Annotated in this window: 26 protein-coding genes; 9 read left to right on the top strand and 17 right to left on the bottom strand. The window is 67.1% G+C overall.

The genetic code is table 11. The annotated features are described in order from the left end of the window. Positions 1 to 5: 5 nt before the first annotated feature. Positions 6 to 1,265 carry a flavodoxin-dependent (E)-4-hydroxy-3-methylbut-2-enyl-diphosphate synthase gene (gene ispG, locus ACR9Y6_RS04350; protein ID WP_371024107.1) on the bottom strand — a complete coding sequence of 420 codons (1,260 nt, stop codon included), beginning with the start codon at positions 1,263 to 1,265 and terminating at the stop codon, positions 6 to 8. Positions 1,266 to 1,613: 348 nt separating this feature from the next. Then, complete coding sequence (locus tag ACR9Y6_RS04345) at positions 1,614 to 3,560, bottom strand: acetyl-CoA hydrolase/transferase C-terminal domain-containing protein (protein ID WP_481280154.1); 1,947 nt, start codon at positions 3,558 to 3,560, stop codon at positions 1,614 to 1,616. 37 nt (positions 3,561 to 3,597) lie between these two features. Here ACR9Y6_RS04345 and ACR9Y6_RS04340 point away from each other — a divergent pair, with 37 nt between their 5' ends. Then, positions 3,598 to 5,073, top strand: coding sequence for a phospholipase D-like domain-containing protein (locus tag ACR9Y6_RS04340; RefSeq protein ID WP_481282689.1), 1,476 nt, complete (start codon positions 3,598 to 3,600; stop codon positions 5,071 to 5,073). A gap of 112 nt (positions 5,074 to 5,185) precedes the next feature. On the opposite strand, the gene ACR9Y6_RS04335 is transcribed toward ACR9Y6_RS04340, so the two are convergent. The 3 genes from ACR9Y6_RS04335 to ACR9Y6_RS04325 are packed head-to-tail and all read right to left on the bottom strand — an operon-like array spanning position 5,186 to position 7,562. After that, positions 5,186 to 5,476, bottom strand: a complete 291-nt coding sequence (locus ACR9Y6_RS04335; protein WP_481280153.1) for a DUF6587 family protein — start codon at positions 5,474 to 5,476, stop codon at positions 5,186 to 5,188. Beyond that, complete coding sequence (gene feoB, locus ACR9Y6_RS04330) at positions 5,473 to 7,320, bottom strand: ferrous iron transport protein B (RefSeq protein ID WP_481280152.1); 1,848 nt, start codon at positions 7,318 to 7,320, stop codon at positions 5,473 to 5,475. Before feoB ends, ACR9Y6_RS04335 begins: the two co-directional genes overlap by 4 nt. After that, on the bottom strand, positions 7,317 to 7,562 hold the full coding sequence (locus ACR9Y6_RS04325; RefSeq protein ID WP_481280151.1) for a FeoA family protein: 246 nt from the start codon (positions 7,560 to 7,562) through the stop codon (positions 7,317 to 7,319). The genes feoB and ACR9Y6_RS04325 overlap by 4 nt, the downstream gene beginning before the upstream one ends. A gap of 182 nt (positions 7,563 to 7,744) precedes the next feature. On the opposite strand from ACR9Y6_RS04325, the gene ACR9Y6_RS04320 reads away from it, so the two are divergent. Both ACR9Y6_RS04320 and dacB read left to right on the top strand, forming a co-directional pair. After that, the gene (locus ACR9Y6_RS04320) at positions 7,745 to 8,530 is read left to right on the top strand and encodes an enoyl-CoA hydratase-related protein (protein WP_481280150.1); all 786 of its coding nucleotides are present in this window, start codon (positions 7,745 to 7,747) and stop codon (positions 8,528 to 8,530) included. After that, positions 8,530 to 9,969, top strand: coding sequence for a D-alanyl-D-alanine carboxypeptidase/D-alanyl-D-alanine endopeptidase (gene dacB / locus ACR9Y6_RS04315; protein WP_481280149.1), 1,440 nt, complete (start codon positions 8,530 to 8,532; stop codon positions 9,967 to 9,969). The genes ACR9Y6_RS04320 and dacB overlap by 1 nt, the downstream gene beginning before the upstream one ends. A 74-nt stretch (positions 9,970 to 10,043) precedes the next feature. On the opposite strand, the gene ACR9Y6_RS04310 is transcribed toward dacB, so the two are convergent. Next, positions 10,044 to 10,526, bottom strand: a complete 483-nt coding sequence (locus ACR9Y6_RS04310; protein WP_481280148.1) for a glutathione peroxidase — start codon at positions 10,524 to 10,526, stop codon at positions 10,044 to 10,046. Between the two features lie 105 nt (positions 10,527 to 10,631). On the opposite strand from ACR9Y6_RS04310, the gene ACR9Y6_RS04305 reads away from it, so the two are divergent. The 3 genes from ACR9Y6_RS04305 to ACR9Y6_RS04295 all read left to right on the top strand — a co-directional run bounded on the left by ACR9Y6_RS04305 (position 10,632) and on the right by ACR9Y6_RS04295 (position 13,202). Then, positions 10,632 to 11,636: a methionine ABC transporter ATP-binding protein gene (locus ACR9Y6_RS04305; protein ID WP_481280147.1), complete on the top strand. Its 1,005-nt coding sequence runs from the start codon at positions 10,632 to 10,634 to the stop codon at positions 11,634 to 11,636. Further along, positions 11,633 to 12,307, top strand: coding sequence for a methionine ABC transporter permease (locus ACR9Y6_RS04300; RefSeq protein ID WP_481280146.1), 675 nt, complete (start codon positions 11,633 to 11,635; stop codon positions 12,305 to 12,307). Before ACR9Y6_RS04305 ends, ACR9Y6_RS04300 begins: the two co-directional genes overlap by 4 nt. Positions 12,308 to 12,386: 79 nt before the next feature. Then, on the top strand, positions 12,387 to 13,202 hold the full coding sequence (locus ACR9Y6_RS04295; protein ID WP_481280145.1) for a MetQ/NlpA family ABC transporter substrate-binding protein: 816 nt from the start codon (positions 12,387 to 12,389) through the stop codon (positions 13,200 to 13,202). On the opposite strand, the gene pncB is transcribed toward ACR9Y6_RS04295, so the two are convergent. Next, positions 13,172 to 14,377, bottom strand: a complete 1,206-nt coding sequence (gene pncB / locus ACR9Y6_RS04290; protein ID WP_481280144.1) for a nicotinate phosphoribosyltransferase — start codon at positions 14,375 to 14,377, stop codon at positions 13,172 to 13,174. The genes ACR9Y6_RS04295 and pncB overlap by 31 nt on opposite strands. Next, positions 14,374 to 14,757: a thioredoxin domain-containing protein gene (locus ACR9Y6_RS04285; RefSeq protein WP_481280143.1), complete on the bottom strand. Its 384-nt coding sequence runs from the start codon at positions 14,755 to 14,757 to the stop codon at positions 14,374 to 14,376. Before ACR9Y6_RS04285 ends, pncB begins: the two co-directional genes overlap by 4 nt. A gap of 107 nt (positions 14,758 to 14,864) precedes the next feature. Between ACR9Y6_RS04285 and ACR9Y6_RS04280 the strand changes: the two genes are divergently transcribed. Next, on the top strand, positions 14,865 to 15,671 hold the full coding sequence (locus ACR9Y6_RS04280; RefSeq protein ID WP_481280142.1) for a cytochrome c: 807 nt from the start codon (positions 14,865 to 14,867) through the stop codon (positions 15,669 to 15,671). 110 nt (positions 15,672 to 15,781) lie between these two features. Here the strand turns inward: ACR9Y6_RS04280 and ACR9Y6_RS04275 are convergent, their stop codons facing one another. The 4 genes from ACR9Y6_RS04275 to ACR9Y6_RS04260 all read right to left on the bottom strand — a co-directional run bounded on the left by ACR9Y6_RS04275 (position 15,782) and on the right by ACR9Y6_RS04260 (position 19,886). Next, positions 15,782 to 17,050 carry a dicarboxylate/amino acid:cation symporter gene (locus ACR9Y6_RS04275; protein ID WP_481280141.1) on the bottom strand — a complete coding sequence of 423 codons (1,269 nt, stop codon included), beginning with the start codon at positions 17,048 to 17,050 and terminating at the stop codon, positions 15,782 to 15,784. 138 nt (positions 17,051 to 17,188) lie between these two features. Then, positions 17,189 to 18,247, bottom strand: coding sequence for an aminopeptidase (locus tag ACR9Y6_RS04270; protein ID WP_481280140.1), 1,059 nt, complete (start codon positions 18,245 to 18,247; stop codon positions 17,189 to 17,191). A 20-nt stretch (positions 18,248 to 18,267) separates the two neighbouring features. Then, a complete protein-coding gene (locus tag ACR9Y6_RS04265; RefSeq protein ID WP_481280139.1) occupies positions 18,268 to 18,810 on the bottom strand; it encodes a cytochrome b in 543 nt (180 codons plus the stop codon). Next, a complete protein-coding gene (locus ACR9Y6_RS04260; protein ID WP_481280138.1) occupies positions 18,807 to 19,886 on the bottom strand; it encodes a catalase family peroxidase in 1,080 nt (359 codons plus the stop codon). Before ACR9Y6_RS04260 ends, ACR9Y6_RS04265 begins: the two co-directional genes overlap by 4 nt. Before the next feature lie 137 nt (positions 19,887 to 20,023). Here ACR9Y6_RS04260 and ACR9Y6_RS04255 point away from each other — a divergent pair, with 137 nt between their 5' ends. Next, positions 20,024 to 20,536 carry a sigma-70 family RNA polymerase sigma factor gene (locus ACR9Y6_RS04255; protein ID WP_426284827.1) on the top strand — a complete coding sequence of 171 codons (513 nt, stop codon included), beginning with the start codon at positions 20,024 to 20,026 and terminating at the stop codon, positions 20,534 to 20,536. Further along, positions 20,533 to 21,282, top strand: coding sequence for an anti-sigma factor family protein (locus ACR9Y6_RS04250; protein WP_481280137.1), 750 nt, complete (start codon positions 20,533 to 20,535; stop codon positions 21,280 to 21,282). Before ACR9Y6_RS04255 ends, ACR9Y6_RS04250 begins: the two co-directional genes overlap by 4 nt. On the opposite strand, the gene lolD is transcribed toward ACR9Y6_RS04250, so the two are convergent. The 5 genes from lolD to ACR9Y6_RS04225 form a co-directional block, all read right to left on the bottom strand. Then, positions 21,279 to 21,971 (bottom strand): lipoprotein-releasing ABC transporter ATP-binding protein LolD, encoded by a 693-nt coding sequence (gene lolD / locus ACR9Y6_RS04245; protein ID WP_426284829.1) that lies wholly within the window; start codon positions 21,969 to 21,971, stop codon positions 21,279 to 21,281. The genes ACR9Y6_RS04250 and lolD overlap by 4 nt on opposite strands. Next, positions 21,964 to 23,205 (bottom strand): lipoprotein-releasing ABC transporter permease subunit, encoded by a 1,242-nt coding sequence (locus ACR9Y6_RS04240; RefSeq protein ID WP_481280136.1) that lies wholly within the window; start codon positions 23,203 to 23,205, stop codon positions 21,964 to 21,966. Before ACR9Y6_RS04240 ends, lolD begins: the two co-directional genes overlap by 8 nt. Before the next feature lie 124 nt (positions 23,206 to 23,329). After that, the gene (locus ACR9Y6_RS04235; protein WP_481280135.1) at positions 23,330 to 23,698 is read right to left on the bottom strand and encodes a hypothetical protein; all 369 of its coding nucleotides are present in this window, start codon (positions 23,696 to 23,698) and stop codon (positions 23,330 to 23,332) included. 19 nt (positions 23,699 to 23,717) lie between these two features. Then, positions 23,718 to 23,966, bottom strand: a complete 249-nt coding sequence (locus ACR9Y6_RS04230; protein ID WP_481280134.1) for an FAD assembly factor SdhE — start codon at positions 23,964 to 23,966, stop codon at positions 23,718 to 23,720. 166 nt (positions 23,967 to 24,132) lie between these two features. Continuing rightward, positions 24,133 to 24,918 (bottom strand): succinate dehydrogenase iron-sulfur subunit, encoded by a 786-nt coding sequence (locus tag ACR9Y6_RS04225; protein WP_306846499.1) that lies wholly within the window; start codon positions 24,916 to 24,918, stop codon positions 24,133 to 24,135. Between the last annotated feature and the right edge of the window lie 11 nt (positions 24,919 to 24,929).

Here is a 24,929-nt window from a genome sequence, read left to right as displayed (position 1 = left end):
GACGATCAGTCGCCGCGCGCGGCGTAGTGGGTTTCGACGTAGTTGTCGAGGATCGCGACGAACTCGTCGGCGATGTTGTCGCCACGCAGGGTCATGGCCTTTTCGCCATCGATGAATACCGGCGCAGACGGCGCTTCGCCGTTGCCGGGGAGCGAGATGCCGATGTTGGCATGCTTGGATTCGCCCGGACCGTTCACCACGCAACCCATGACGGCGAGCGTCAGGTTTTCCACGCCGTCGTATTTCACGCGCCACAGGGGCATCTGCTCGCGCACGTGGCCCTGCACCGTCTTCGCCAGTTCCTGGAAGAATTCGCTGGTGGTGCGGCCACACCCCGGGCACGCCGTGACCAGGGGGGTGAACGCACGCAGGCCCATCGTCTGCAACAGCTCCTGCGCGACGATCACCTCGGCCGTGCGCGACTGGCCCGGCTCGGGCGTGAGCGAGATGCGGATGGTGTCGCCGATGCCCTCTTGCAGCAGCACGCCCAGCGCGGCGCTGGACGCGGTGATGCCCTTGGAGCCCATGCCCGCCTCGGTGAGGCCGAGGTGCAGCGCGTAATCGGCACGGCGCGCGAGATCGCGATAGACCGCGATCAGCTCCTGCACGCCGGATACCTTGCACGACAGGATGATGCGGTCGCGCGGCAAGCCGAGGTCTTCCGCGCGGGCCGCTGAATCCAGCGCCGAACGGATCAGCGCTTCGCGGGCCACGTGGCCCGCGTCCCACGGTTGCGCGCGCCTGGCGTTCTCGTCCATCAGGGCGGCGACCATCGACTGGTCGAGCGAACCCCAGTTGGCGCCGATGCGCACCGGCTTGCCGTAGCGGATGGCCATCTCGATGATCGAGGCGAACTGCGAATCCTTCTTCTTGCCGAAGCCGACGTTGCCCGGGTTGATGCGGTACTTGGCCAGCGCCTCGGCACAGGCCGGCTCGCCTTCGAGCAGCTGGTGGCCGTTGTAGTGGAAATCGCCGATCAACGGCACGGAGACGCCCATCATGTCGAGGCGTTCGCGGATACGCGGCACCGCTGCGGCGGCAGCCGGCGTATTCACCGTGATGCGGACCAGTTCGGAACCGGCACGGGCCAGTTCGGCCACCTGCTTCGCCGTGGATGCCGGGTCCTCGGTGTCGGTGTTGGTCATCGACTGGACGACGATCGGGGCCCCACCACCGACGTGGACACGGTCGATCAGGACTCCCGTACTGGGGCGGCGGGCGCCGGCTTCCGCGGGACGCGGGCGGCTGGTGAGGTCTTCGGTCATAGCTGCCCATTTTAGCGCATCGTCATGACCGCTCGCCGACCGCCGAAGCGGGTCGAGGTTTTGGTCGAGACTTTGGTTGTGGCAGCCGTCGTGGGAGCTGGTTATGGGAGCTGTTGTGGGAGCCGCTTCAGCGGCGATGGGAGCTTGCCGCACCCTGGCCCGCTGCCGCGGGATCGCCGACAAGGTCGGCTCCCACCAGACTGAGGCCAGCTTCCCCACCAGACTGGCCAGCTTCCCCACCAGGCTGAGGCCAGCTTTCCTACCAGACTGAGGCCGGCTTCCTACCAGACTGGGGCCAGCCTCCCACCCAGGCGCGGCAACCCGGTGGGAGCCGACCCTGTCGGCGATTCAGGCTTGCCGCGGTGTCCGGACGGGTGGTGGCCGCACCTGCCGCCGCAGGGCCGCCTGGACCAATCGTCGCTCCACTCGCTCCACGACCGAGCCAGGCCGTCCCAACCCCAGCCGCTCCAACGCCTCGCCTTCACCGTCCACCGGCCGGCCCGGCGCCAGCAACGCCCGCAGCAACGTCCCCTTCCCCGCGTCGCGCAGCCAGCCCAGCGCGGGCAACAGCCGCCGCTCCACATCGGTGAAATCGCTACCGAAGGGGAAAGGGTCGAGCAACCCGCGCCGCCGCATCGGCTCCAGCGCCGCCGCCAGGCCCTCGGGCGTATGCCCCCGCCAGGCCTCGGGCACGACGAAATCCGGCCGGAGCTTCCCGGCCCTCTTGGCCTGTTCCACCAGCCCGTCCACGAAGCGCGCGTCGGCGATCGACAACATCGCTTCCACGCATGCCTCGTCCGACAGGCCACGCAGGTCGGCCACGCCATATTCGGTGACATAGACATCGCGCAAATGGCGCGGGATGGTTGTATGCCCATAGTTGAAGCGAATGTTCGACGCCACCTTGCGCCCCTTGCCGCGCGTGGCACGCAGCAGCAGGATCGAGCGCCCGCCGGGAAGTTCATGCGCCATCGCCACGAAGTTGAACTGTCCACCGACGCCGCTCACGACACGGCCGTCCTCCAACCCATCCGAGACGGCGGCTCCGGTCAATGTCGCCATCATGCAGGTGTTGAAGAAACGGGCGCCGCGACGCTGCAAGGCGGCCAGCGGCTGGTGATCGCCGTATAGGTGATTGACGTTGGACACGCGGCACATGTCGATCGCGTCGGGATCGTCGATTTCCGAGCGGTGCATCCAGGCATACAGCTCGCGCGAACCGAGCAGGAACGCCCCGCGCAGGTAATGACCTCCTGCCGCGCCGACGTCTTCCCCCGCCGCCGCGCGACGCTCGCGCTCCATATCGTCATAGGCGCGCCGGCGCAGGACGCCTGCGCGCTGCAGGTGCATGAAGCCGTCCATCACCATTTCGCTCGCGCCGTACAGGCCTGTCGTGAAGGCGGAGCCTCCGCCCCAGCCATCCATGCATCGGCGCGTGCCCCCCGTGGTATCGAGGGCACCGAGGCCTTCGCGCCAGGCGCCGTTCTGTTCGTGCCGCAGGAGGAGCCCGCGCACCAGCGCGTCCGACAAGGCGCCGATACCGATCTGCAGCGTGCCGCCATCCATCACCAGCGCGCTCGCATGCATGCCGAGCGCGAACTCCGCCGGTTCGATCGGCGAACGCGGCAAGGCGAACAGCGGCGGCGAGACCTCGGGCTCGACGAGCAGGTCGAAGAGGCCGTCTTCCGCTTCCGCATGGCCACTGACGTAAGGCATGTCAGGATGGGCGACGGCGACGCAGAACGGTTTCGGCTTGCCCGCCCGCGCCAGGTCGTCGAGGAAGTCGAAGGTCAGGTCCGGGTTCGACGAGAGGCTGATCCGGCCGTCGCGCAACGCCACCAGCTGGACCAGCACGTCGATATCGCGCCCCACCAGGTCGCGAGCCACGTGCGTGTAGTTCTGGCTGATGTAGTCACGCTGCGCCGAGCCGGACCCGAGCAGCGCGCCGGATTGCATGTAGAACTCATGCACATGGATGTTTGCCGGCAGCGCATCACGGGCCTGTGCGATCGCATGGTCGAGGTCCATGTAGCCCTCGCCGAAATGGCGGGCGAGGAAGGGCGCGGCGAAGCGAGCGGCCAGCCCCTTTCCCGGTGATGGCCGGGTCAACGACAGCGCCGTGAAAATCGTCAGCGAGCGGTCGTCGCGTCCCTGCACCGCGCGGTAGAGGGCATTGAGCAAGGCATGCGGCTTGCCCAGGCCCAGGGGCGCCGCCACCCGGGGATGGCCACCCGTGCGCTGCAGGATCGCCTCGACGGCGGCTTCGGTGTCTCGGTCACGCGGTATCGATGCCATGGCGGCGATGATGCCAGATGCCGATACACTCGACGCCATGAACGTCCGTCACCGCAGCACAGGGTTTTCCAGCCGCCTGTTCGCCGAACAGGCATTGAGCCGCAGCGCGGGAGCACCGCTGATCGGTGGCAACGCGGTCGAGTTGTTGATCGATGCGCAAGCCCACTTCGACGCGTGGCTGGCGGCGATCGCAGCCGCGCGCCGCCACGTGTTCTTCGAGAACTACATCATCCGCGACGACCGCATCGGCAAGGCCTTCCGCGACGCGCTGGTGGAGCGAGCCAGGGCCGGCGTCTTCGTGGCGGTGATCGGTGACTGGATCGGTTGCCTGGGCCAGTCGCGATCCTCCTTCTGGACGCCGCTGCGCGAGGCCGGCGGACAGGTCCGCATCTACAACCCGCCCAGGCTGGGCAGCTCCTTCGGGTGGGTGAGCCGCGATCATCGCAAGGTGCTGGTGGTGGACGGTGAGGTCGGTTTTCTTTCGGGCGTGTGCCTCAGCGAGAAATGGCTGGGCGATCCGTCGCGTAACGTTCCGCCATGGCGCGATACCGGCGTGAGGCTGCGTGGTCCGGCGATCGCCGAGATCGAACATGCCTTCGCCGACAGCTGGCGCGAAGCCGGAGAACCGCTGCCGGAAGACGACCGCCTGCTTCCCGCGACCGGCATCGCCGCCGGCGATGTCTCATTGCGCGTGATCGCCACCCAACCCAGCACGGCCGGCATGTATCGCCTGGACCAGATGGTCGCGGCCATGGCGCGGCAAACACTGTGGCTTACCGACGCCTATTTCGTCGGCGTGGCGCCTTACGTCCAGGCGTTGTGCGCCGCGGCCCGCGATGGCGTCGACGTGCGCCTGCTGGTACCGGGAAGCAGCGATATCCCGGTGGTGGCCGGCATGTCGCGTTCGGGTTACCGGCCGTTGCTGAAGGCGGGCATCCGTGTGTTCGAATGGAACGGTTCCATGCTGCATGCGAAAACGGCCGTGGCCGACGGACGTTGGGCACGGGTGGGATCGTCCAACCTCAATATCGCGAGCTGGTTGGGCAACCGCGAAATCGATGTCGCGGTCGAGGATGCGGGCTTCGCCACGCAACTGGCGCACCAGTACGAAGCGGACCTGGAGAACGCCACGGAAATCCTGCTGCACCGGCCGCGCTATCGTGCCGGCAACGAACGCCTGCGCAGCCGTTCACCACGCCCGCCACGCCCCCGGCGAAGCGGCGGAAGTTCCGGACGTGCGGCCGCCGGCGCGTTGCGCATCGCCAACACCGTGGGTGCGGCGATCACCCAGCACCGGGTGTTGGGAGACACCGAAACCGGGCCGCTGCTCGCCGGCGCGGCGGCGGCCTTGCTGCTGACGGTGGTCGGAGTGCTCTGGCCCGCGGTGATCGCATGGCCGCTGGCCCTTATCGGCGCATGGTTCACCGTGAACCTGGCCGTGAGCTGGTGGAGCCTGCGCCAGCGCAGGAAACGCGGGCCGTCGCCAGTCGACCAGGCGCCGCCTTCGGACTGAAGGCTCATATCGCCGCTGAAGCGGCTCCCACAGAAATAGCTCGCGTCTTTGTGGGAGCCGCTTCAGCGGCGATACGCGCGGCCTGTACTCCGCCCCGCTTCCAGCCGCAACCTCAGTTCCGCGGCTTGAAATGCAGCGGCTGGGCCTCGGGCTTCGGCGCCACGGGCCCGCAGCTTCCGCACGAACCGCAGCCGTCACCGCAACTGCCGGTGGCTGCCGCGGGTTGCAGGCGCCGACCGAGGGAACGCACGACACCCGCGCGTCCTGGCCGGTTCAGGCTGGCCGACACCCGCGCCATGATGCGCGTCGAGGTCTTCGGCAAGAGCTTGCGGAACGCCACGTACGCGCTCGTCGCGACGACGAGCACGATGATCGCAGCCTGGACCAGTTCGAACGTGCTCATGTGAGCGCCCTCGCGATCTGATAGGTGGCCAGCGACGCGAGGTAGGCGAGCCCGAACAGGTAACCGGCCGCCACGGCGACGTTGCGCCAGGAATTGGTTTCGCGGCGGATCACCGCCAGCGTGGACATGCACTGCGGCGCGAAGACATACCACGCCAGCAGCGAAAGCGCGGTGGCCAGCGACCACTGGTGGGCGATGACCGGGCCGAGTTGCGAGGCCACGGCGTCGTCGCTGCCCGACATCGCGTAGACGGTGCCGAGCGCTGCGACGGCCACTTCGCGCGCGGCCAGGCCGGGCACCAGGGCGACGCAGATCTGCCAGTTGAACCCGATCGGCGAGAACACGTATTCGAGCATGCGGCCGAGGCGCCCGGCGATGCTGTAATCGATCGCGGGCTGCGTGGCGCCCGGCGGCGGCCCCGGGAAGCTCGACAGGAACCACAACAGCACGGTGAGCGCCAGGATGATGCCGCCCACGCGCTTGAGGAAGATCATGGCGCGCTCCCACAGACCGAGGCCGATGTCGCGCACGTTGGGCAGGCGGTACGACGGAAGCTCCATGATCAGCGTGTGTTCGCTCTTGTCCTTGCGCATGCGCTTGATCACGAAGGCCACCGCCAGCGCGCTGAAGATACCCGCGAAATACAGCGTGAAGAGCACGATGCCCTGGAGGTTGAAGACGCCCCACACGGCGTGGTTCGGGATGAACGCCGCTATCAGCAGCGTGTAGACCGGCAGGCGCGCGGAGCAGGTCATCAGCGGCGCGACGAGGATCGTCGTCAGGCGGTCGCGCGGGTCCTGGATGCTGCGCGTGGCCATGATGCCGGGAATGGCGCAGGCGAAGCTCGACAGCAGCGGGATGAACGCCCTGCCCGTCAGGCCGACGCGGAACATCATCTTGTCGAGCAGGAAGGCCGCGCGCGGCAGGTACCCGGATTCCTCCAGCACGAGGATGAACAGGAACAGGATCAGGATCTGCGGCAGGAACACGAGCACCGCGCCCAGGCCGGCGAACACGCCGTCGTTGAGCAGGCTGTGCAACGCGCTGTCCGCCGGGAGGAACCCGGTGACCCAGTTGCCCAGCGCGGCGATGCCCGCCTCGATCCCGTCCATCACCGGCTGCGCCCACGAGAACACGGCCTGGAAGATGAAGAACATCAGCGTGGCGAGGATCGCCAGGCCAAATACCGGATGCAGCGCCCAGCGGTCGATGGCATCGTCGAGGGCCACCGTGTCGCGCGGCAACGTCACCGTATCGGCAAGGATGGAGCGCACTTCCGCGTGCAGTTGCTCGACGCCGGCCTCGTCGATCGGAGCCGGCGTCACCTCGGGCACGCTGGCGTCGATACGCTCCATCAGCGCCTTCGCGCCACCGCGCTTCACCGCGATCGTTTCGACCACCGGAACGCCGAGACGACGCGACAAACCATCGACGTCGATCGCGATACCGCGCCGGCGGGCCGCGTCCATCATGTTGAGCGCGAGCACCACCGGACGGCCCAGGCGGCGCACTTCCAGCACGAAGCGCAGGTGCAGGCGCAGGTTGGTGGCGTCGGCGACGCAGACGATGAGGTCGGGAGCGGCCTCGCCCGGATAGCGTCCGTGGCAGACGTCACGGGTGATGGCCTCGTCGGGGCTCGTGGCATCGAAGCTGTATGCACCGGGCAGGTCGAGGATGTGCAGCGTCCGTCCGGAGGGCGCGACGAAACGTCCCTCCTTGCGCTCGACCGTGACGCCCGCGTAGTTGGCGACCTTCTGCCGACCGCCGGTGAGCTGGTTGAACAGCGCCGTCTTGCCGCAGTTCGGATTGCCCACGAGCGCGATGCGCATCGCGATGGCGCTCATGCCGCACCGCCCACGTACACTTCCACCCGCGCGGCTTCCGTCTTGCGCAAGGCGAAACGCGTCGAGCCGATCTGGATCAACAGCGGGTCGCCGCCGAGCGGCCCGCGCGCCACCAGGCGAACCGGTTCGCCGGCGACGAAGCCGAGATCGCGCAGGCGCTGGGCGATCGGATCGGACGGATGGGCATCGGTGACGGACTGGACCACGGCTTGGGCACCTTTCGGCGCGTCTGAGAGGCGCACTGGGCTTACTCAAATAAGAACTGTTCGCATTATATGCCTTTGCCGGCAGGGCTGCATCCAACGCAAGAACTTGTGGATCGGCGGCCTGCCGTGGGGGCATCGGATACTGGACCGGGAAAGGGCCACCCGCCTTTCAACCCATCGCGCCGTTATGATCGGCGGCTCGAAACAGGAGTTCCGCCATGTCAGCCGTCGAACTGGTCCGCCAGGGCAGCATCGCCCACCTGGTCATGAATCGCCCGGAAGTGCACAACGCCTTCGACGACGGCCTGATCGCGGAACTCACCGCGGTCATCGAGGCCGTGGACGCCGACGACACGGTGCGCGCGGTGGTATTGACCGGTGCCGGCGCCAGTTTCTCGGCGGGCGCCGATCTGCGCTGGATGCGTGGCATGGCCCAGGCCTCCGAAGCCGATAACCGCGAGGATTCGCTACGCCTCGCCACGCTGATGCGCCGCCTCCAGTTCCTGTCGAAGCCGACGATCGCCCGGGTGAACGGCGCGGCATTCGGCGGCGGCGTGGGATTGATCGCCTGCTGCGATATCGCCATCGGGGCGCATGGCGCGAAGTTCGCCCTTTCCGAGGTGAAACTCGGCCTCGTGCCGGCGGTGATCTCGCCCTACGTCATCGCCGCCATCGGCTTGCGCAGGGCCCGCCGGCTCTTCGTCACCGGCGAGGTATTCGATACGGCGGCCGCCCTGTCGATGGGCCTGCTCCACGAGGTAGTCCATGGCGAGGAACTGGATGCCGCGGTCGAACGTGTCCTGGGCTTCCTGGCCAAGGGCGGGCCGATGGCGCAGCGGGAGGCGAAGCGTCTTGCATTGGGCATGGCGGGGATGGAACCCGCGGCCATGGAGACGACGGACGCGGCCAACGCTGCGTCGATCGCCCGTCTTCGCGTTTCGGCCGAGGGGCAGGACGGACTCTCGGCCTTCCTCGACAAGGGCCAACCGTCTTGGCTGGGGTGATGGCTTCGGGTCGGGGCGATAGGCGACACCGCAGCCTCGCCTGCCTCACTGCCCTCCTGCTATCGCTGAGCACCGTCACACAAGCCGAAACCCTCGCCCAGCGCATCGACCAACACCTGGCCGAGCCCCGCTTCGCCGCCGCGTCATGGGGCATCTCGGTGGTCTCGCTGGATGACGGCCGCACGGTCTACGCCCATGACGACGGCCGCCTGCTCCTGCCCGCATCCACCGCCAAGCTCTATACCGCCGCCTTCGCCCTCGACCGCCTCGGCGCGGACTACCGCACGCATACCGACCTCATCGCCGCCGGCGAACTACGACGCGGCCGGCTGCGCGGACCGCTCGTCCTGCGCGGTCGCGGCGATCCGACACTGGCCGGCAACGCCTGGGCCGATACGCTCGCCACGATCCTTCGCGAACAAGGCATCCACCGCATCGACGGCGGCATCGTCGGCGACGACACGGCGTTTCGTGGTCCGCCCATCGGCAGTGGCTGGGAAGCAGGCGATTTGCAGGCGTATTACGGCGCGCAGGCCGGTGGCCTCGATATCGACGAAAACACGATGACCGCGAGCGTGTCGCCGAATGGGATCGACGTGACGCCCGAGGACGCGGCCACGACGATCGCCGTCCAACCGGCGAAGGGCCTCGAACTCTACCGCGCACCGGGTACCGCCACGCTGCATGTGCTCGGTGGCGTGGCCGAAGGCGGAACGCCGAGCCGCTCGCGCTTGTCGATCCCGGACCCCGCACTCACCGCCGCCCGGCGCCTGCAAGCCGCGCTGGAGCGGCAGGGCCTGCGCGTGGATGGCGAAGCGCGCAGCGTGCAATGGCCGGTGTCGCCGCCCGACGGGCCGACCGTCGCCTCGTTCCCTTCGCCCACGCTCGCGGACATCCTCCGCATCGGCCTGAAGCGCTCGCAGAACCTCTACCTGCAAAGCGTCTTCCTTCTCTCCGGCCTGGAGTCATCGGGCGCCAGCGATACGCGCGCCGAGGACAGCGCCGCCGCCGCGATCGCGGCATGGCTGGCGGCACGCGGCATCGGTCCCTCGTCGACGGCACTGGACGAAGGCACCGGTCTTTCGCGCCACGACCTGACGACGGCGGCGTCGCTGACCCGGCTGCTGACGCTGATGGATACCTCGCCGATCGCCCAGACCTGGCGTGGGCTGCTTCCGGTGGCGGGTGTCGACGGCACGCTCGCCGGCCGCATGCGCGGCACGGCCGCCGAAGGCAACGTGGTGGCGAAGACGGGCAGCATGAGTTTCGTGAACGCGTTGGCCGGCTACGTCACCACGCGGAGCGGCCAACGCCTCGCTTTCGCGATCCTGCTGAACAATTACCGGCCGCCGGCGAAGAGCGCGGAGCCGGTGCCTTCGGCCTCGGCGGACGTCGATGCGATCGCCGTCATGCTGGCCGAGGTGGCGCAGCGGCTGTAGGGCGTCGCCGCTGAAGCGGCTCCCACAAGAACAGCCGGTTCAGCGCATCGCCGCACCAGCGGCGAGGGATACCCTCAGCCGAGCACCTTCGGCAGGTCCTTGCCGATCTTCTCCGGCGTGTCGGTCGGGGCATAGCGTTCCACCACCTGTCCTTCCCGGTCGACCAGGAACTTGGTGAAGTTCCACTTGATGCCCTCGGTGCCCAGCACGCCTTTCTTCTCCGCCTTCAGCCAGCGATACAGCGGATGCGCGCCGTCGCCGTTGACCTCGATCTTCGAGAACATGGGAAAGCTCACGTCGTAGGTCAGCGAGCAGAAGTCGCGGATTTCCGCTTCGTTGCCCGGTTCCTGGTGGCCGAACTGGTCGCACGGAAACCCGAGCACCTCGAAGCCGCGCTCGTGCCAGGCCTTCTGCAACTCTTCCAGGCCCTTGTACTGCGGCGTGAAGCCACACTTGGAAGCCACATTGACCACCAGCAACGCCTTGCCGCGAAACTCGGCGAGCGAGCGCTCGTTGCCGTCGATATCGACGGCGGAGAAATCGTAGATGCTGGCCATGCGCGCTCCCTTCGTTGGTGGATACGCGCAGTCTACGCCCCGCGCGGCGCCCTTGCCCCGGGTTCGGATACCATGGACGTCTTTCCGGCCGGAGAGCCAAAGCCCGTGATCCGTTTCGCCGCCGCGTCCAAGTCCTACCGTGTGGACGGAGCGCTCGTGCCCGCCCTGCAACCCGTGGACCTCACCATCGAGGCGGGCGAGGTGTTCGGCATCATCGGCCACTCCGGTGCCGGCAAGTCCACCCTGCTCCGGCTGGTCAACCTGCTGGAGCGTCCCACCGCGGGAAAGGTGTTCATCGACGGCCGCGACGTCACCGCCGCCCAGGGTGCCGAGTTGCGCAAGCTGCGCTCGGGCATCGGCATGATCTTCCAGCACTTCAACCTGCTTTCCTCGCGAACGGTGGCCGACAACGTCGCTTTCCCGCTGCGTCTCCAGGGCGGCGTGGACGATGCGGCGATCGTCGCGCGCGTGGATGAACTGCTGGACCTGGTCGGGCTGACCGCGCACGCACGCAAGTACCCGGCGCAGCTGTCCGGCGGGCAGAAGCAACGCGTCGGCATCGCGCGGGCGCTGGCGTGCCGCCCGTCGATCCTGCTTTGCGACGAGGCCACCAGCGCCCTGGACCCGCAGACCACGGCATCGGTGCTGGAACTGCTGGCCGACATCAACCGCCGGCTCGGACTGACGATCGTGCTTATCACCCACGAGATGGACGTGATCCGTCGTGTCTGCGACCGGGTCGCCGTGCTCGACGGCGGCAACGTCGTCGAACTCGGACCGGTGGCCGACGTGTTCCTGCATCCGCAACATCCCACGACGCGCCGCTTCGTGGCCGAGGCGGATCACCGCGAGGGACGCGGCGCGGAGTTTCCCGGCGTGCCGGGCAGGCTGTTCCGGCTCTCCTTCCGTGGCGAGGCCACGTACTCGCCGCTGCTCTCGCGCGTGGTCCGCGATACCGGCGTGGAATACAACCTCCTTTCCGGCCGTGTCGACCGGATCAAGGACGTGCCCTACGGCCAGCTGACGCTCGCCATGCATGGCGAGCGCCTGGACGATGCGCTCGTGCAGATTCGCGACGCGGGCGTCGACATCGAGGAGGTGGCGCGATGAGCCCCATGCAGGCCCTGTTTCCCAACATCGACTGGCCCGAGATCGGCCAGGCATGCATCGATACCCTGCTGATGCTCGGCGGATCGCTGCTGTTCACCATCGTGCTCGGCTTGCCGCTGGGCGTATGGCTGTTCCTCACCGCCAAGGGCCAGCTGCACGCCAGGCCGAAGCTCTATGCCGTCCTTTCTCTCGTGGTGAACGTGCTGCGGTCGATTCCCTTCATCATCCTCATGATCCTGTTGATCCCTGTCACACAGGCCATCACGGGCGTGAGCATCGGCATTCGCGGCGCGATCGTCCCGCTGGTGATCGGCGCGGCCCCCTTCTTCGCGCGACTGGTGGAGACGGCGCTGCGCGAAGTGGATCGCGGTGTCATCGAAGCAAGCCAGGCCATGGGCGCGACGACGACGCAGATCGTCACCCGGGTGCTACTGCCGGAGGCCCGCGCCGGCCTGGTCGCCAGCACCACCGTCACCGCCGTGGCCCTGGTCGGCTACACGGCGATGGGAGGCATCGTCGGGGCCGGAGGCCTCGGCGCCCTCGCCTACCAGTACGGTTACAACGGATACAAGCCCGACTACATGCTCGTCACCGTCGCGCTGCTCGTGGTGCTGGTACAGGTCCTGCAGTCGCTCGGCGATCGACTGGTAAGCCGTTACAGCCGGCGCTGACCATGCCGGGGCCGGCTTTGCATCCGGCGGTATGGACGTCTATGCTGTCGCACCGCAACATTCGCGATGGACGCCCCCCATGAAGAAGTACCTGCTCCCGCTCGCCGCCGCCCTCACGTTCATGGTCGCCGGCTGTTCGGGCGGCAGCGGTGCCGACAAGGAGACAGGTCCGGGCGAGGCGACCCTCACCGTCGCCGCCACGCCGGTGCCGCATGCGGAGATCCTCAAGGAGATCAAGCCCCTGCTGGCCCGCGAGGGGGTGAACCTGGAGATCCGCGTGTTCACCGACTACGTGCAGCCGAACATGCAGGTCGCGCAGAAGCAGCTCGACGTGAACTTCTTCCAGACCGAGCCCTACCTCGACGCCTTCAACCGCGAGCGCGGCACGAACCTGGTGAAGGTCGTGGGCGTGCATATCGAGCCGTTCGGCGCGTACTCGCGCAAGTACACCTCGATCGACCAGCTCCCCGATGGCGCGGACGTCGTCATTCCCAACGATCCCAGCAACAACAGCCGGGCGCTGTTGCTGTTGGCGAAGCATGGCCTGATCACGCTGAAGAACCCGGGCGACCGGCTGGCGACGCTCAAGGACATCGCCACCAACCCGAAAAACCTCAAGTTCCGTGAGCTCGAGGCGGCGATGCTGCCGCGCGTGCTGGGCGAGGTCGACCTGGCCCTCATCAACACCAACTACGCGCTCGCCGCCAAGCTCAACCCGGTGAAGGATGCCTTGCTGCTGGAAGACAAGGATTCACCGTACGTGAACTTCCTCGTCTCGCGACAGGACAACAAGGACGATCCGCGCGTGCAGAAGCTGGCCAAGGCGCTGACCTCGCCGGAGGTGAAGGCCTTCATCGAGAAGAACTACGGCGGTGCGGTGTTGCCGGCGTTCTGAGCCGGCATCTCGAAGACCCGGCGCAGATACGCGGTGTAGTCCGGGTCTTCGGTTCCCATGCTCTTGCCCGGCGAATCGGAAAGCTTGGCCACCGGCTGGCCGTTGCAACGGGTCATCTTGATCACGATGTTGATCGGCTCCGGGCCCACGTCGTTTGTGAGGTTGGTACCCACGCCGAATGACAACAGGCAGCGCCCGGCGAAGTGCCGGTAGAGCTCCATCACGCGCGGGATGTCCAGGCTGTCGCTGAATACCAGCGTCTTCGTCCGCGGGTCGACGCGGTTCGCCTCGTAGTGCGCCAGCACGCGGTCTCCCCACACGATAGGGTCGCCCGAATCGTGGCGCGCTCCGTCGAACAGCTTGCAGAAATACATGTCGAAGTCGCGCAGGAAGGCGTCGAGGCCGTAGACATCCGACAACGCGATGCCCAGGTCGCCACGATACTCGCGCGCCCATGCCTCCAGCGCCGCCGTCTGCGAATCGCGCAGGCGCGGCCCCAGCGACTGGAAAGCCTGAAGGTACTCGTGCGCCATGCTGCCGATCGGGACCAGCCCGAGCCGCATGGCCAGCCAGACGTTGCTCGTGCCCGCCAACTGCGCACCCAGGTCGTGTTTCATGACCCCTAGCATTTCCTCGTGCCAGGCCTGCGAAAAGCGCCGGCGCGTGCCGTAATCGGCGATGCGGGCACCTTCGTAACCGCGAGTATCGCGGAGCAGTTCGATCTTTGATCGCAGCCTTGCCCTGCCCTCGTCGAGTGCCAGGCCGGGGTAGGTGGCCCGGTAGTACAGTTCGTTGACGATGGCCAGTAGCGGCACCTCGAACATGATGGTGTGCAACCACGGTCCGGCGATCACGATCTCGATCTCGCCGTTGCCCTTCGCCGATGGCTCCACGGTGACGTATTTCGCGTTGAGCTGGAACAGGCCGAGGAAGTCCACGAAGTCGCTGTCGATGAAACGCAGGCTGCCCAGATAGGCCAGTTCTTCCTCGGTGAAGCGCAACGAACACAATCCATGCAGTTCGTCGCGGATACGCCCCACGAGCGGAGCCAGGTCGACGCCGGGCGTGCGGCAACGGAAGCGGTATTCCACCTGTGCGGCCGGGTACTGATGCAGCACCACCTGCATCATGGTGAACTTGTAGAGGTCGGTATCGAGCAGCGACCGGATGATCATGCGCTGGCACCCGTGGCGGCGATCTGCCGGTTCACCGCATCCACGAACGGCTGGGTGCCGGGCCACGAGGTGATGCGGCCGAGTTTCCTGCCACGATGGAAAAGGAAGAAAGCCGGGATGCCGTGCAGGCCGAAACGAGTGCCCATGCTCGGATCGTCGTAGACGTTGTCGTGCAACCAGCGTACCTCTGGCCAGACGAAACGGTCCGGCGTGAGCAGTATCTGTCGTTTCGCGATATCGCAATTGGGGCAATCACGCCCCCACAGGAACAGGATGGCGATGCGGTTGTCATCGGCCGCGAGATCCTCATCCAGCGCCACGTCGACGATGCGTCGCATGGGGAAGCGCTGGAAGAAGTCGGGAACGCTGGTATCGGCCATGGGGAAATCCGTGAACGGGTCGAATGCACGAGATGGGGTCGCCGGAGCGATAATCCGAGGGTACCGCGACACCTCGCCCCCTCGCCAAAACGCCTCAAGGATTCCGTGTGCGCCTCGTCATCGGCCTGATGCTCCTCGTTTACGCCCATCTCACCCTCGCCGCCACGCTTACCGTCGACACCGGAACCGGGGCGCGCCGGCTGAGCACGGAACAACTGCTCGCGCGGCCGGACGCCCGGGACATCCAGGTCGTCGGGGATGTCTCGTATCACGCCGCCATGCGTTATCGCGCGATACCGTTGAAAGCCCTGCTCGATGGGGTCCCGGCCGGCGGCCACCTGCAATTCGTGGCGCTGGACGGATTCACCGCCGAGATGCCCGCCTCGCTCGTCCTGGGCGCCGGCGGTGCCGAGGCATGGCTCGCCATCGAGCCGGCAGACAAGCCATGGCCGAAGCTCGGCGAGGGAAAGCCCAGCGCGGGACCCTTCTACCTCGTCTGGCTGCATCCCGAGGCAGGCCACGTGGGGCCCGAGCAGTGGCCTTACCAGGTGGCGTCGATCAAGGTGCTGGCCGATCCCGCGGCACGTTTCCCGGCGATGCAGCCGGCCGCTGGGCTACCCGCCCATGCGCCGGAGCGGCGTGGTTTCGCGGTCTTTCAACGCAACTGCATCAGTTGCCACACGCTCAATGGCCAGGGCGACGCGAAGCTGGGACCGGACCTCAACATCCCTCACAGCCCGACCGAATACCTTCGCGGGGACATGCTGCGCACGCTGGTGCGAAACCCGCAGAACCTGCGCCGCTGGCCGCAGGCGAAGATGCCCGGGTTCGACCCGAAGGTATTGTCGGATGCGGACCTGGACGACCTGGTGGCGTATCTGAAGCATATGGCGGGGCGGAAGGTCTCGCCCTGAGCCATCGCCGCTGAAGCGGCTCCCACAGGAAACCTCCCACACAAGCCCCTAGCCGCCACCCGCTAGCCGCCAGCTTGTGTGGGAGCCGCTTCAGCGGCGATATCGGCCCCTCAGGCCCGCTCCCCCTCGACCACAAGGTCGCTCGACGCACGGTTGTAGACCTCCATGTCGAGAATCCCCCGCTCCCGCGCGACCAGCACCGGGACCACCATCTGGCCGGTGACATTGGTCATCGTGCGCATCATGTCGAGGATGCGGTCGATCGCGACGAGGTAGCCGATGCCTTCCAAGGGCAAGCCGGCGGAACTGAGCACGAGCGCGACCATCACCATGGCCGTGCCGGGCACGCCGGCGGTGCCGAAAGAGCCGAGCACGGAGGCCAGCAGGATCACGATGTACTGCGCCGGCTGCAGGTCGAGGTGGAAATACTGGGCGATGAACACGGCGGAGATGGCCGGGTAGATCGCGCCACAGCCGTCCATCTTGATGCTCGCGCCCAGCGGTACCGCGAATGCCGCGTACTCCTCCTTCACCCCCATGTTGCCCACCACGCTGCGCAGCGCGATCGGCATCGCCGCGAAGCTCGACGACGAGGTGAAGGCCACCTGCATGGCGGGGAACGCGGCGCGGAAAAACTTGAGCGGATTGAGGCCGTGCGTGAGCAACAGGCCGCCGTACACCACGACGATCTGCAAGGCGCAGGCGAGATAGAGCGCGCCGACGAAGGTGGCCAGCGGCAACAGTTTCTCGAAGCCGTACGCGCCCACCAGCGCGGCGATGAGGCCGAACGTGCCCAGCGGCGTCACCTCGAGCACGAAGCGCGTGACCTGGATCATCCCATCGTTCGCCTCGGTGGCCAGCGCACGCAGGCGCGCCGATTTCTCGCCGATCTTCACCAGGGCCAGGCCGAGCAACCCCGCGAAGAAAATCACCTGCAGGATCTTGCCCTCGCTGAGGGCGCGGAAGGGATTGGCCGGTACGATGTCCAGCAAGACCTTGACCGGCTCCGGCACGGCCTTCGGTTTCCAGCCCGCCGGCGTGGTGAGTCCTTCCACGCCCAGGCCGGGCTGGGTGACGTGTGCGACGAGCAATCCCACCAGCACGGCGAGCGTCGCCGTCGCCGCGAACCAGGCGAAGGTACGCCCACCCAGCGCGGCGACATCCTTCACCCCGTGCAGGCTCGATACGCTATGCAAGACCGCGAAGAACACCAGCGGCACCGCGATCATCTTGATGAGGGTGACGTAGAGTTCCCCGAGGGGGCCGAACCATGTCGCGGCCGCCGGGCCCAACAGCCAGCCGGCGAATGCGCCGAGCACGAAACCGGCCGCCACGCGCTTCCAGAAGCGGATACGTAACCAGGAGGATATAAGCGGCATGGATGGCACCTGTTCACATGACGGCCCACCTTACACCGCCGACTGGCCGTCTGGACGTCCATCATCGGACACTGTGTTTCCCCTGGTGAACGCCGGCCTGCCCCCAAGGAGCCCGTAAGAACTCCTGTGGGAGCCGCTTCAGCGGCGATCAGCGCCCCTCAACCTTTCCAGTTCACCCGTCCGCTCCACCGGAGCCAGCCTCGCCAGGCCATCCACCCGCGCGAAGAACGCCCGCCAATCCCCGCCCACCTCCGCGAACAACGCGGCGAACGAAGCCACCCACGTGTCGTAGAGGCCGAACGGCAACAGGGTCGCGTTGTTCAGCGGCCGCCTCATCCAGCGGTCGTAACGGTGGTCGCCGCCCGCCTCGTCATCGCGCCAGGCGAGGTAGCGTCCGCGAAAGTCCTCGAACTCCTCCGCCTTGGCCACCCGCTTCGCTTCGTCCGTCCATGGCTGTGCATAGATCGCCGCGAGGCGATCGCGCAAGGCCAGCACCTGCGTGGTGAACGACCGCTCCAGTACGTCGCCCTTCTCGTCCGGTGCCGGCTGCTTCCTCGCATCCCGCCACTCGCGCAGGCCTTCACGCTCCACGAAGCTGGCGAACGACTCGTTGAAGGAGGAGTCGTTCTTCACGTAGATCTTCTGATGGGCCAGTTCGTGGAAGATGGTGCCGGCCAGTTCGTCGTCGTCCCAGCGCAGCATGCTGCTGAGGATGGGGTCGGCGAACCAGCCGAGGGTGGAATAGGCAGGCACCTCGCCGATGGCCACGTCGTTGCCCAGGGACCGCTCACGTGCCGCTTCGCGGTCGGCCAGGTCCTTGCGGAAGTAGCCCCGGTAGGCGACACAGCCGGCGACCGGGAAACAATGCGTCACGGCGGAAACCGACAGCTCGGGCGTCGCGAACACGTTCCATGCCACCCACGGACGATCCAGCTGCACGTAGTAGGTGTAGCTGCGATTGTCCGGCAGGTCCAGCGCGGTGGAAGCGAAGCGGCGCGCCTCACGCGCCAGCGTGAGGCGGCGGCGCGTGGTATCCGGCGTCTTCGGATCGGCCACCACCTTGTCGATGGAACGGCGCTCGGCGAGCAGCGCGGCCTGCCCGTGCGTCACATGGGCGTAATACCCGAGCGAGCGGCATCCGGTGAGCAGGATCAGCGTGGCGGCAAGCACATGGCGCATCGGGCCATTGTGCCGCATGGCGGCGTTCGTCGAGACGGTCAGGCGGATCGCTTCCCCCCGGTCATCGACTGGAGCACTCCGTCACGACGGATCAACCCGTGCATCAACGCCGCGCCGATATGCGCGAGGAAGGTCAGGAAGAACAGCCAGGCGAGATAGCGATGCGCCTCGCGCAGCCAGGCGAAGAGCGCGGCGTCGGAGGGCAGGATCGGTGGCAGGCGCAGGCCCGCGCCCAGGGTCACCGGATAATTTCCCGCCGACAACATGCCCCAGCCGATCAGCGGCATCGCGATCATCAACCCGTACAGCAACCAGTGCGACGCGTGCGCCGCCAGTTTCTGCCATTCGGGCATATCCGCGGGAAGCGGCGGTGCCGGATGGGTCAGGCGGAAGCCGAGGCGGATCAACGCGAGCACGAAGATGGTGATGCCCAGCGGCTTGTGAATCGCCAACAGCCACGCGTGCCTGGCTTCGACCGAGGTCACCATGCCCGCGCCGACGAACAGCATGGAAAGAATGGCCAGCGCCATCAACCAGTGCAACACGCGGGCGAACGGATGGAAGGTGTCTGCGTGGCTCATGGGTGGTTCTCCTTCGGGCTGGCCGTTCCGGGCAGGTGGCCTTCCTCACTGGTGCGGCGCAGGTACGAATCCGCATACGCCGCAGATCGGGCCACGAGCAACGGATCGTTCGACACCTCGATGCCACGCGGCAGGATGGTGGGATCGTAATTGACGTCGCGGCAGGGTCCATCGGACTGTGCCTCCATGTGGTCGATCACGATCGTGCCCGCGTCCACCGTTTGCCGGTCTTCCGGCCACGCCTTGGTCGCGTCGTCGATCGGATCGCCGTCGGCGGCGAACACCATGCGCAGGTGCCAGCGCAGCGGACCTTCACCGAGGCGCTTCGCGAGGTCCGCGGCCAGATAGTCCGGATCACCCGCGGCCGGACCGCCGTCGCCGCCCGGCGGTTGCTCGGGTACGACCTTCCAGCGCACGGCGTGGCGCTGCCCCGCCGCATCGCGCAGATAGAACGCGTTGATGCTTTCGTACGTTTCGGTCACGTAGCTCGCCGAAGGCTTGGCCGTTTTCACCCAGGCGAGGAAAGCCGCCGCCTCCGGATGCGCGGCGAAGAACGCCTTCGGCTTGGCCGGGTCCGGCTTGCCCGTGGCGGGATCGGGATGCGTCGCCACTTGCAGGTCGTAGAAGGCCTGGGCCGTGGCCACGGGGAAGACCGGCATGGCGTTCATGCCGGTGCGCCACTGCTCCCCGTCCGCAAGGTCGAAGCGCAAGGCGAAGCTGCGAATGGGAACGGAACTGTCCGCCGCATAGGGATTCCCGCCCGGAATCGCGAGACGGCCTACGACGGGGGTGTCGCCGGGGGCGAACAGGGGTGCCGTGGAATAGGCGGCTAGGGCGCCGCTCGACTCGAAACGGCCGGCCACGCAGATGCCCTTGGCATGGTTGCGGCGGTAACCGGGGTATTCGCCCCCATTGGCCTGCAACGCATCGATGATCCGCTTCGGGGTCAGGCGCCCCGACTCCAGCCATCCCCCCACATAGCCGAAGGCGGCGGCGAAGCCGGCCACGACCAGTCCGATCAGTGCCCATCGCCAGGCGGCGTGTGTCGGGGGGCGCCGCGTCTCGGGTTCTTGCATTGTCATCTCTCCGGCCGGTGAGTTATTCGGGGTGGCATTGCAGGGTGGGACGTACGTCAGGCTCTTTTATTCCCGATAGGGGAATAATTCGTTCCAGTGGACGTCCCACGTCCAGTCACCCCCGGTATGGGACCCGCATGTCCGATCCAGGAATCGATGAAGCCCTGCGTACGATGCTGCCGCGCCTGCGGCGCTTCGCGTTGTGGCTCGCCCGCGATTCGAGCGCGGCGGACGACCTGGTCCAGTCCACGATCGAACGGGCGTTGACCCGATGGCACACCAGGCGTGACGACCAGAGCCTGCGCGCCTGGCTGTTCTCGATCTTGTACCGGCTGTTCCTCGATGGGAAGCGCCGCGCCGGCCGCTATGCCAGGCTGCTCGGTTCGCTGGCCCACGAGGAAGCCAGCTGGCCCTCCGCCGAACGCGTCGCCACGGCCCACTCCACCCTGGCCGCGTTTGCCGGGCTGCCGGCGGAACAACGCAGCCTCCTGATCTGGATCACCGTCGAGGGCATGAGTTACCAGGAGGTCGCCGACATCCTGCAAGTCCCCATCGGCACGGTGATGTCCCGTCTATCCCGCGCCCGCCGCACCTTGCGCCGGCTGGGCGAAGGCGAGGTACGGCCCCCTTCCCTGCGGCTCTTGAAATGAACACCACACCCCCGAGCGAACACGACATCCACGCCTACGTGGACGGGCACCTGGACGGGCCGCGTCGCGGCGAGGTCGAGCGTTACCTCGCCCGGCACCCCGACGAAGCCGACGAGGTCCTGGGCTGGCGGCAGGACGCCCAGCAGCTGCGCACCCTGCTCGCTGGCGACCTTTCGGAGGCTCCGGCCGAGTTGGACCCTGCCGAGATCCGTGCCCGGGCGCGGCACCGCCATGCGGTCCGCTGGGCCACCGCCGCGAGCCTGCTGCTCTGCCTGATCGTGGGTGGCCTGGGTGGTTGGGCCGCGCGCGGCATGGGTACCGGAAACGCGCCCATGGCCGACGCCATGCAGGCTTATCGCCTCCTCGCGCTCGACCACGGCGTGGGCATGGACATCACCACCGGCAACGAAGGCGACCTGCGGGCCTGGCTTTCAGGCCGCGTAGGCTCGAACGTCCGCTTGCCGGACCTGGCCGACGCGGGTTTCCGCCCGATGGGCGGGCGGCTCTTCGCCACCGACCAGGGGCCGGCGGCGATGGTGCTCTACGACGATGGAAACGGTCACACGGTGAGCTTCTACGTGCGCCCGCCCGGCCCGGCCCGGCACCTGCTGCCGCGTGGCAGCCGCGAGGACAACGGCCTGCTGGCGAACTACTGGTCCGACAGGGGCCACAACTATGCCGTCGTCGCCACGGCCGACGATGCGGGCCGCTCGGCGGCCGAGCGGGTGGTGGGCAGGTCGATCTAGCGCTCGTGCAACTCGCCCGAGTGCAACTCCAGCGTGCGGTCCATGCGGCCCGCCAGGCGCGAATCGTGGGTGACCAGCACGAAGCTGGTCCCTATCTCGCGGTTGAGTTCGATCATCAACTCGTAGACGTGGGCCGCGTTGGCCTCGTCGAGGTTACCCGTGGGTTCGTCGCCGAGCACGCAGGCCGGGCGCGTGACCAGCGCACGCGCGACCGCGCAACGCTGGCGCTCGCCGCCCGACATCTCGGCCGGGCGATGACGCAGGCGCGCCCCCAGCCCCACGCGTTCGAGCAACGCGGTGGCCTCCTTCTGCGCCTGCCCGATCGACACGCCGCGGATCAACAGCGGCATGCACACGTTTTCCAGCGCCGTGAACTCGGGCAAGAGGTGATGGAACTGGTAGATGAAGCCCAGCGAACGATTGCGCTCACGGCCGCGCTCGGCATCCGACAGTTCGGAGAGGACGCGGCCGTTCACCTCGACCTTGCCCGCGCTCAACGTGTCCAGGCCGCCAATGATGTGCAGCAGGGTCGACTTTCCCGACCCCGACGCACCCACGATGGACATGGTCTCGCCCCGGCGCAGGGCGAAGTTCACGTTGGACAGGACGCCCGTGCGCAGGTCGCCCTCCTCGTAGACCTTGGCGACGCCGATGGCGCGCAGGACGATGTCGTCGTTCGGCTTATTCATAACGGAGTGCCTGGGCGGGCTGCGTGCGCGAGGCGCGCCACGCCGGATACAAGGTGGCCAGCAGCGAGAAGGCGAATGTCACCAGCACCACCCAGCCCACGTCGGACCAGAGCAACTGGCTCGGCAACTCGCTGATGTAATAGACGTCCGGCGAGAGGAAGGTCTGCCCGGTCACATGCTCGATCCATTTCACCAGGCCAGGCAGGTTGAACGACAGCAGGGAGCCGAGCAGCACGCCGAGCCCGATGCCCACGATGCCCACCAGCAAGCCCTGCACCATGAACATGCCCATGATGCTGCGCGGTGTCGAACCCAGCGTGCGCAGGATGGCGATGTCGGCCTGCTTGTCCGTCACCAGCATCATCAACATGGAAATGAGATTGATCACGGCGACGAGGATGATCAGCGAAAGGATGACGAACATCACCGTCTTCTCCATGTCGATCGCACGGAAGAAGTTGGCGTGGGTATCCATCCATGTCTCGACGCGGTACGCCTGGCCGAGCTTGTTGACCAGGTCCTGCGCCACCGGGAAGGCCGCGCGCATGTCGTCGAGCTTGAGCCGGATGCCCGTCGGGCCATCGAGCCCGTTGAGGCGCTGCGCGTCCTGGATGTCGATCAGCGCGAGGTTCGCGTCGTATTCCTGCATGCCCAGCTCGAAGATGCCGCTGACCGTGAAGCTGCGCAGCTTCGGCACCGCACCCATCGGAGTGGCCGTGAACTGGGGCACCACGACGGTGAGCTTGTCGCCGACACTCACGCCCAAGGCCAGGGCCAGTTCGCGGCCCACGATGATCTTCCAGCCGCGATCGGTGAGATCGCTCATCTTGCCTTCGACCATGTGCTTGTCGATGTCGGAGACCTTCGGCTCCATCGACGGCAGGATGCCGCGGATGATGGCGCCGCTGGGCCGCTTGGCCTGCAGGAAGGCCTGGATCTCCACGTACGGCGCGGCGCCGCGCACGTGCTTGGTGGCTTCGGCGGTCTTCACCGCCCTCTGCCAGTCCTGCACGGTTTCGTCGATGCCGGACACGGTCACGTGGGACACGGCGCCGAGGATGCGGTTGCGCAATTCGCTGTCGAAACCGTTCATCACCGACATCACGGTGATGAGGGCGGTCACGCTGATCGCGATGCAGACGATCGAGACCGTGGAAATGAAGGAAATGAACTGGTTGCGGCGCTTCGCGCGGGTGTAGCGCAAACCAATGAAGAGCTCGAGGGGTCTGAACATACCGGTCGACGACAGCCTTTGATGAGTGGGCCGCCACGAAAGGCATGCACCGCGCGGCAGAGTGCCCGATGCGGACGGTCGGGGCAAGCCAGGGGCTCTCGCCCAGACAGCGAGCCTTTGGGTTTCAGGGGGTTTGCCGGGTCGAAAGATGGACCCGCAGAAGGCGAAGATCGTCGGCCGGCGTGTTGTCGGGAAGCAAGGCCACCCGCCCTTCGCCATCGCGCCAACGAAGGCGCAGGAAAACCGATGTGCCGAATATCCGTGCGTCCTTCAGGTCCGCTGGCCGCTCGTATCCACCGTGCAAGCGCACCGACCAGGCATCGTCGGGGGTCCAGCGCAAGGAGACGATGGACGGTCGCCGGAACGCCACGAGCCGCCGGCATCCGTGCCATGCGATGCCGGCGGCGAACAACCAGGCGATCGTCTGGGGCAATCCGGTGAACAAGGGGGCCATCGTGGCCAGCGCCACGATGGCCGCGCCGAGACGGCTCAACGTGGCCGACGGCCGTATGTCAAAGCCGGTACCTGGAGCGGATGTCATCGATGATGGCCTGCCAGTCGTCGCGGGGAGCGCGGGCATGGCCCATCACCCAATCCCAGAGATCGGGATCCTGCACGTCCAGCAGTTCGTCGAAAGCCCGCCTCGTGGCTTCGTCCACGTCGGCGAAGCGCTCGTCGAGCCAGCCGCCGAACAGTCGATCGAGTTCACGCGTACCCCGGCGGGTGCGCCAGCGAAGGCGTTTGAGGCGGGCTTCTTCCATTACAGGTCACCGAAATCACTGTGGGAGCCGCTTCATGTGGGAGCCGCTTCAGCGGCGATCGGGAGCTCGCCTTGCCGCATCCCATCGCCGCTGAAGCGGCTCCCACACAAGGCGCGACCCCACCCTGGTGGGAGCTTCCATCGAGCGGAGCTCCATCGGGCCGGGGTCAGGCCGAGCGGCGCTGCACGATCAGCTTCTTGATCTCCGCGATCGCCTTCGCCGGGTTGAGGCCCTTCGGGCAGGTGCGCGCGCAGTTCATGATCGTGTGGCAGCGGTAGAGCTTGAACGGATCTTCCAGGTCGTCCAGGCGGGCGCCGGTGTCCTCGTCACGGCTGTCGACGATCCAGCGGTATGCCTGAAGGAGGATCGCCGGGCCGAGGTAACGATCGCCGTTCCACCAGTAGCTCGGGCACGAGGTCGAGCAGCAGGCGCAGAGGATGCATTCGTAGAGGCCGTCGAGCTTCTTGCGGTCTTCCGGCGACTGCAGGCGCTCCTTGTCGGCCGGTGCCGGGCTCTGCGTGCGCATCCACGGCTTGATCGAGGCGAACTGCGCGTAGAAATGGGTGAGATCGGGAACGAGATCCTTCACCACCGGCATGTGTGGCAACGGATAGATGTTGACCGTGCCACCGCCGCAATCCTCGATGGCCTTGGTGCATGCCAGCGTGTTGGTGCCATCGATGTTCATCGCGCACGAACCGCAGATGCCTTCGCGGCACGAGCGGCGCAGCGAGAGCGTCGAGTCGATTTCGTTCTTGATCTTCAGCAGGGCGTCGAGAACCATCGGGCCGCACGCGTCGAGATCGACTTCGTACGTGTCGGTGCGCGGGTTCTGGCCGTCGTCCGGCGTCCAGCGATAGACCTTGAAGGTGCGCACGTTCTTCGCGCCCTTCGCCGGGAAATGCTTGCCGGCCTGGATCTTGGAATTCTTGGGTAGCGTGAACTCTGCCACGATTGCCTCTC

The organism is Luteibacter sp. TLI7-4A (genome assembly GCF_056754745.1).
This window is presented reverse-complemented; position numbering and strand designations above follow the sequence as displayed.

What these genes read in the sequence shown, in the direction of transcription:
- ispG (WP_371024107.1), bottom strand. Translation starts at nt 1,265, where the DNA reads ATGACCGAAGACCTCACCAGCCGCCCGCGTCCCGCGGAAGCCGGCGCC.
- ACR9Y6_RS04345 (WP_481280154.1), bottom strand. Translation starts at nt 3,560, where the DNA reads ATGGCATCGATACCGCGTGACCGAGACACCGAAGCCGCCGTCGAGGCG.
- ACR9Y6_RS04340 (WP_481282689.1), top strand. Translation starts at nt 3,598, where the DNA reads ATGAACGTCCGTCACCGCAGCACAGGGTTTTCCAGCCGCCTGTTCGCC.
- ACR9Y6_RS04335 (WP_481280153.1), bottom strand. Translation starts at nt 5,476, where the DNA reads ATGAGCACGTTCGAACTGGTCCAGGCTGCGATCATCGTGCTCGTCGTC.
- feoB (WP_481280152.1), bottom strand. Translation starts at nt 7,320, where the DNA reads ATGAGCGCCATCGCGATGCGCATCGCGCTCGTGGGCAATCCGAACTGC.
- ACR9Y6_RS04320 (WP_481280150.1), top strand. Translation starts at nt 7,745, where the DNA reads ATGTCAGCCGTCGAACTGGTCCGCCAGGGCAGCATCGCCCACCTGGTC.
- dacB (WP_481280149.1), top strand. Translation starts at nt 8,530, where the DNA reads ATGGCTTCGGGTCGGGGCGATAGGCGACACCGCAGCCTCGCCTGCCTC.
- ACR9Y6_RS04310 (WP_481280148.1), bottom strand. Translation starts at nt 10,526, where the DNA reads ATGGCCAGCATCTACGATTTCTCCGCCGTCGATATCGACGGCAACGAG.
- ACR9Y6_RS04300 (WP_481280146.1), top strand. Translation starts at nt 11,633, where the DNA reads ATGAGCCCCATGCAGGCCCTGTTTCCCAACATCGACTGGCCCGAGATC.
- ACR9Y6_RS04295 (WP_481280145.1), top strand. Translation starts at nt 12,387, where the DNA reads ATGAAGAAGTACCTGCTCCCGCTCGCCGCCGCCCTCACGTTCATGGTC.
- pncB (WP_481280144.1), bottom strand. Translation starts at nt 14,377, where the DNA reads ATGATCATCCGGTCGCTGCTCGATACCGACCTCTACAAGTTCACCATG.
- ACR9Y6_RS04285 (WP_481280143.1), bottom strand. Translation starts at nt 14,757, where the DNA reads ATGGCCGATACCAGCGTTCCCGACTTCTTCCAGCGCTTCCCCATGCGA.
- ACR9Y6_RS04275 (WP_481280141.1), bottom strand. Translation starts at nt 17,050, where the DNA reads ATGCCGCTTATATCCTCCTGGTTACGTATCCGCTTCTGGAAGCGCGTG.
- ACR9Y6_RS04270 (WP_481280140.1), bottom strand. Translation starts at nt 18,247, where the DNA reads ATGCGGCACAATGGCCCGATGCGCCATGTGCTTGCCGCCACGCTGATC.
- ACR9Y6_RS04265 (WP_481280139.1), bottom strand. Translation starts at nt 18,810, where the DNA reads ATGAGCCACGCAGACACCTTCCATCCGTTCGCCCGCGTGTTGCACTGG.
- ACR9Y6_RS04260 (WP_481280138.1), bottom strand. Translation starts at nt 19,886, where the DNA reads ATGCAAGAACCCGAGACGCGGCGCCCCCCGACACACGCCGCCTGGCGA.
- ACR9Y6_RS04255 (WP_426284827.1), top strand. Translation starts at nt 20,024, where the DNA reads ATGTCCGATCCAGGAATCGATGAAGCCCTGCGTACGATGCTGCCGCGC.
- ACR9Y6_RS04250 (WP_481280137.1), top strand. Translation starts at nt 20,533, where the DNA reads ATGAACACCACACCCCCGAGCGAACACGACATCCACGCCTACGTGGAC.
- lolD (WP_426284829.1), bottom strand. Translation starts at nt 21,971, where the DNA reads ATGAATAAGCCGAACGACGACATCGTCCTGCGCGCCATCGGCGTCGCC.
- ACR9Y6_RS04240 (WP_481280136.1), bottom strand. Translation starts at nt 23,205, where the DNA reads ATGTTCAGACCCCTCGAGCTCTTCATTGGTTTGCGCTACACCCGCGCG.
- ACR9Y6_RS04230 (WP_481280134.1), bottom strand. Translation starts at nt 23,966, where the DNA reads ATGGAAGAAGCCCGCCTCAAACGCCTTCGCTGGCGCACCCGCCGGGGT.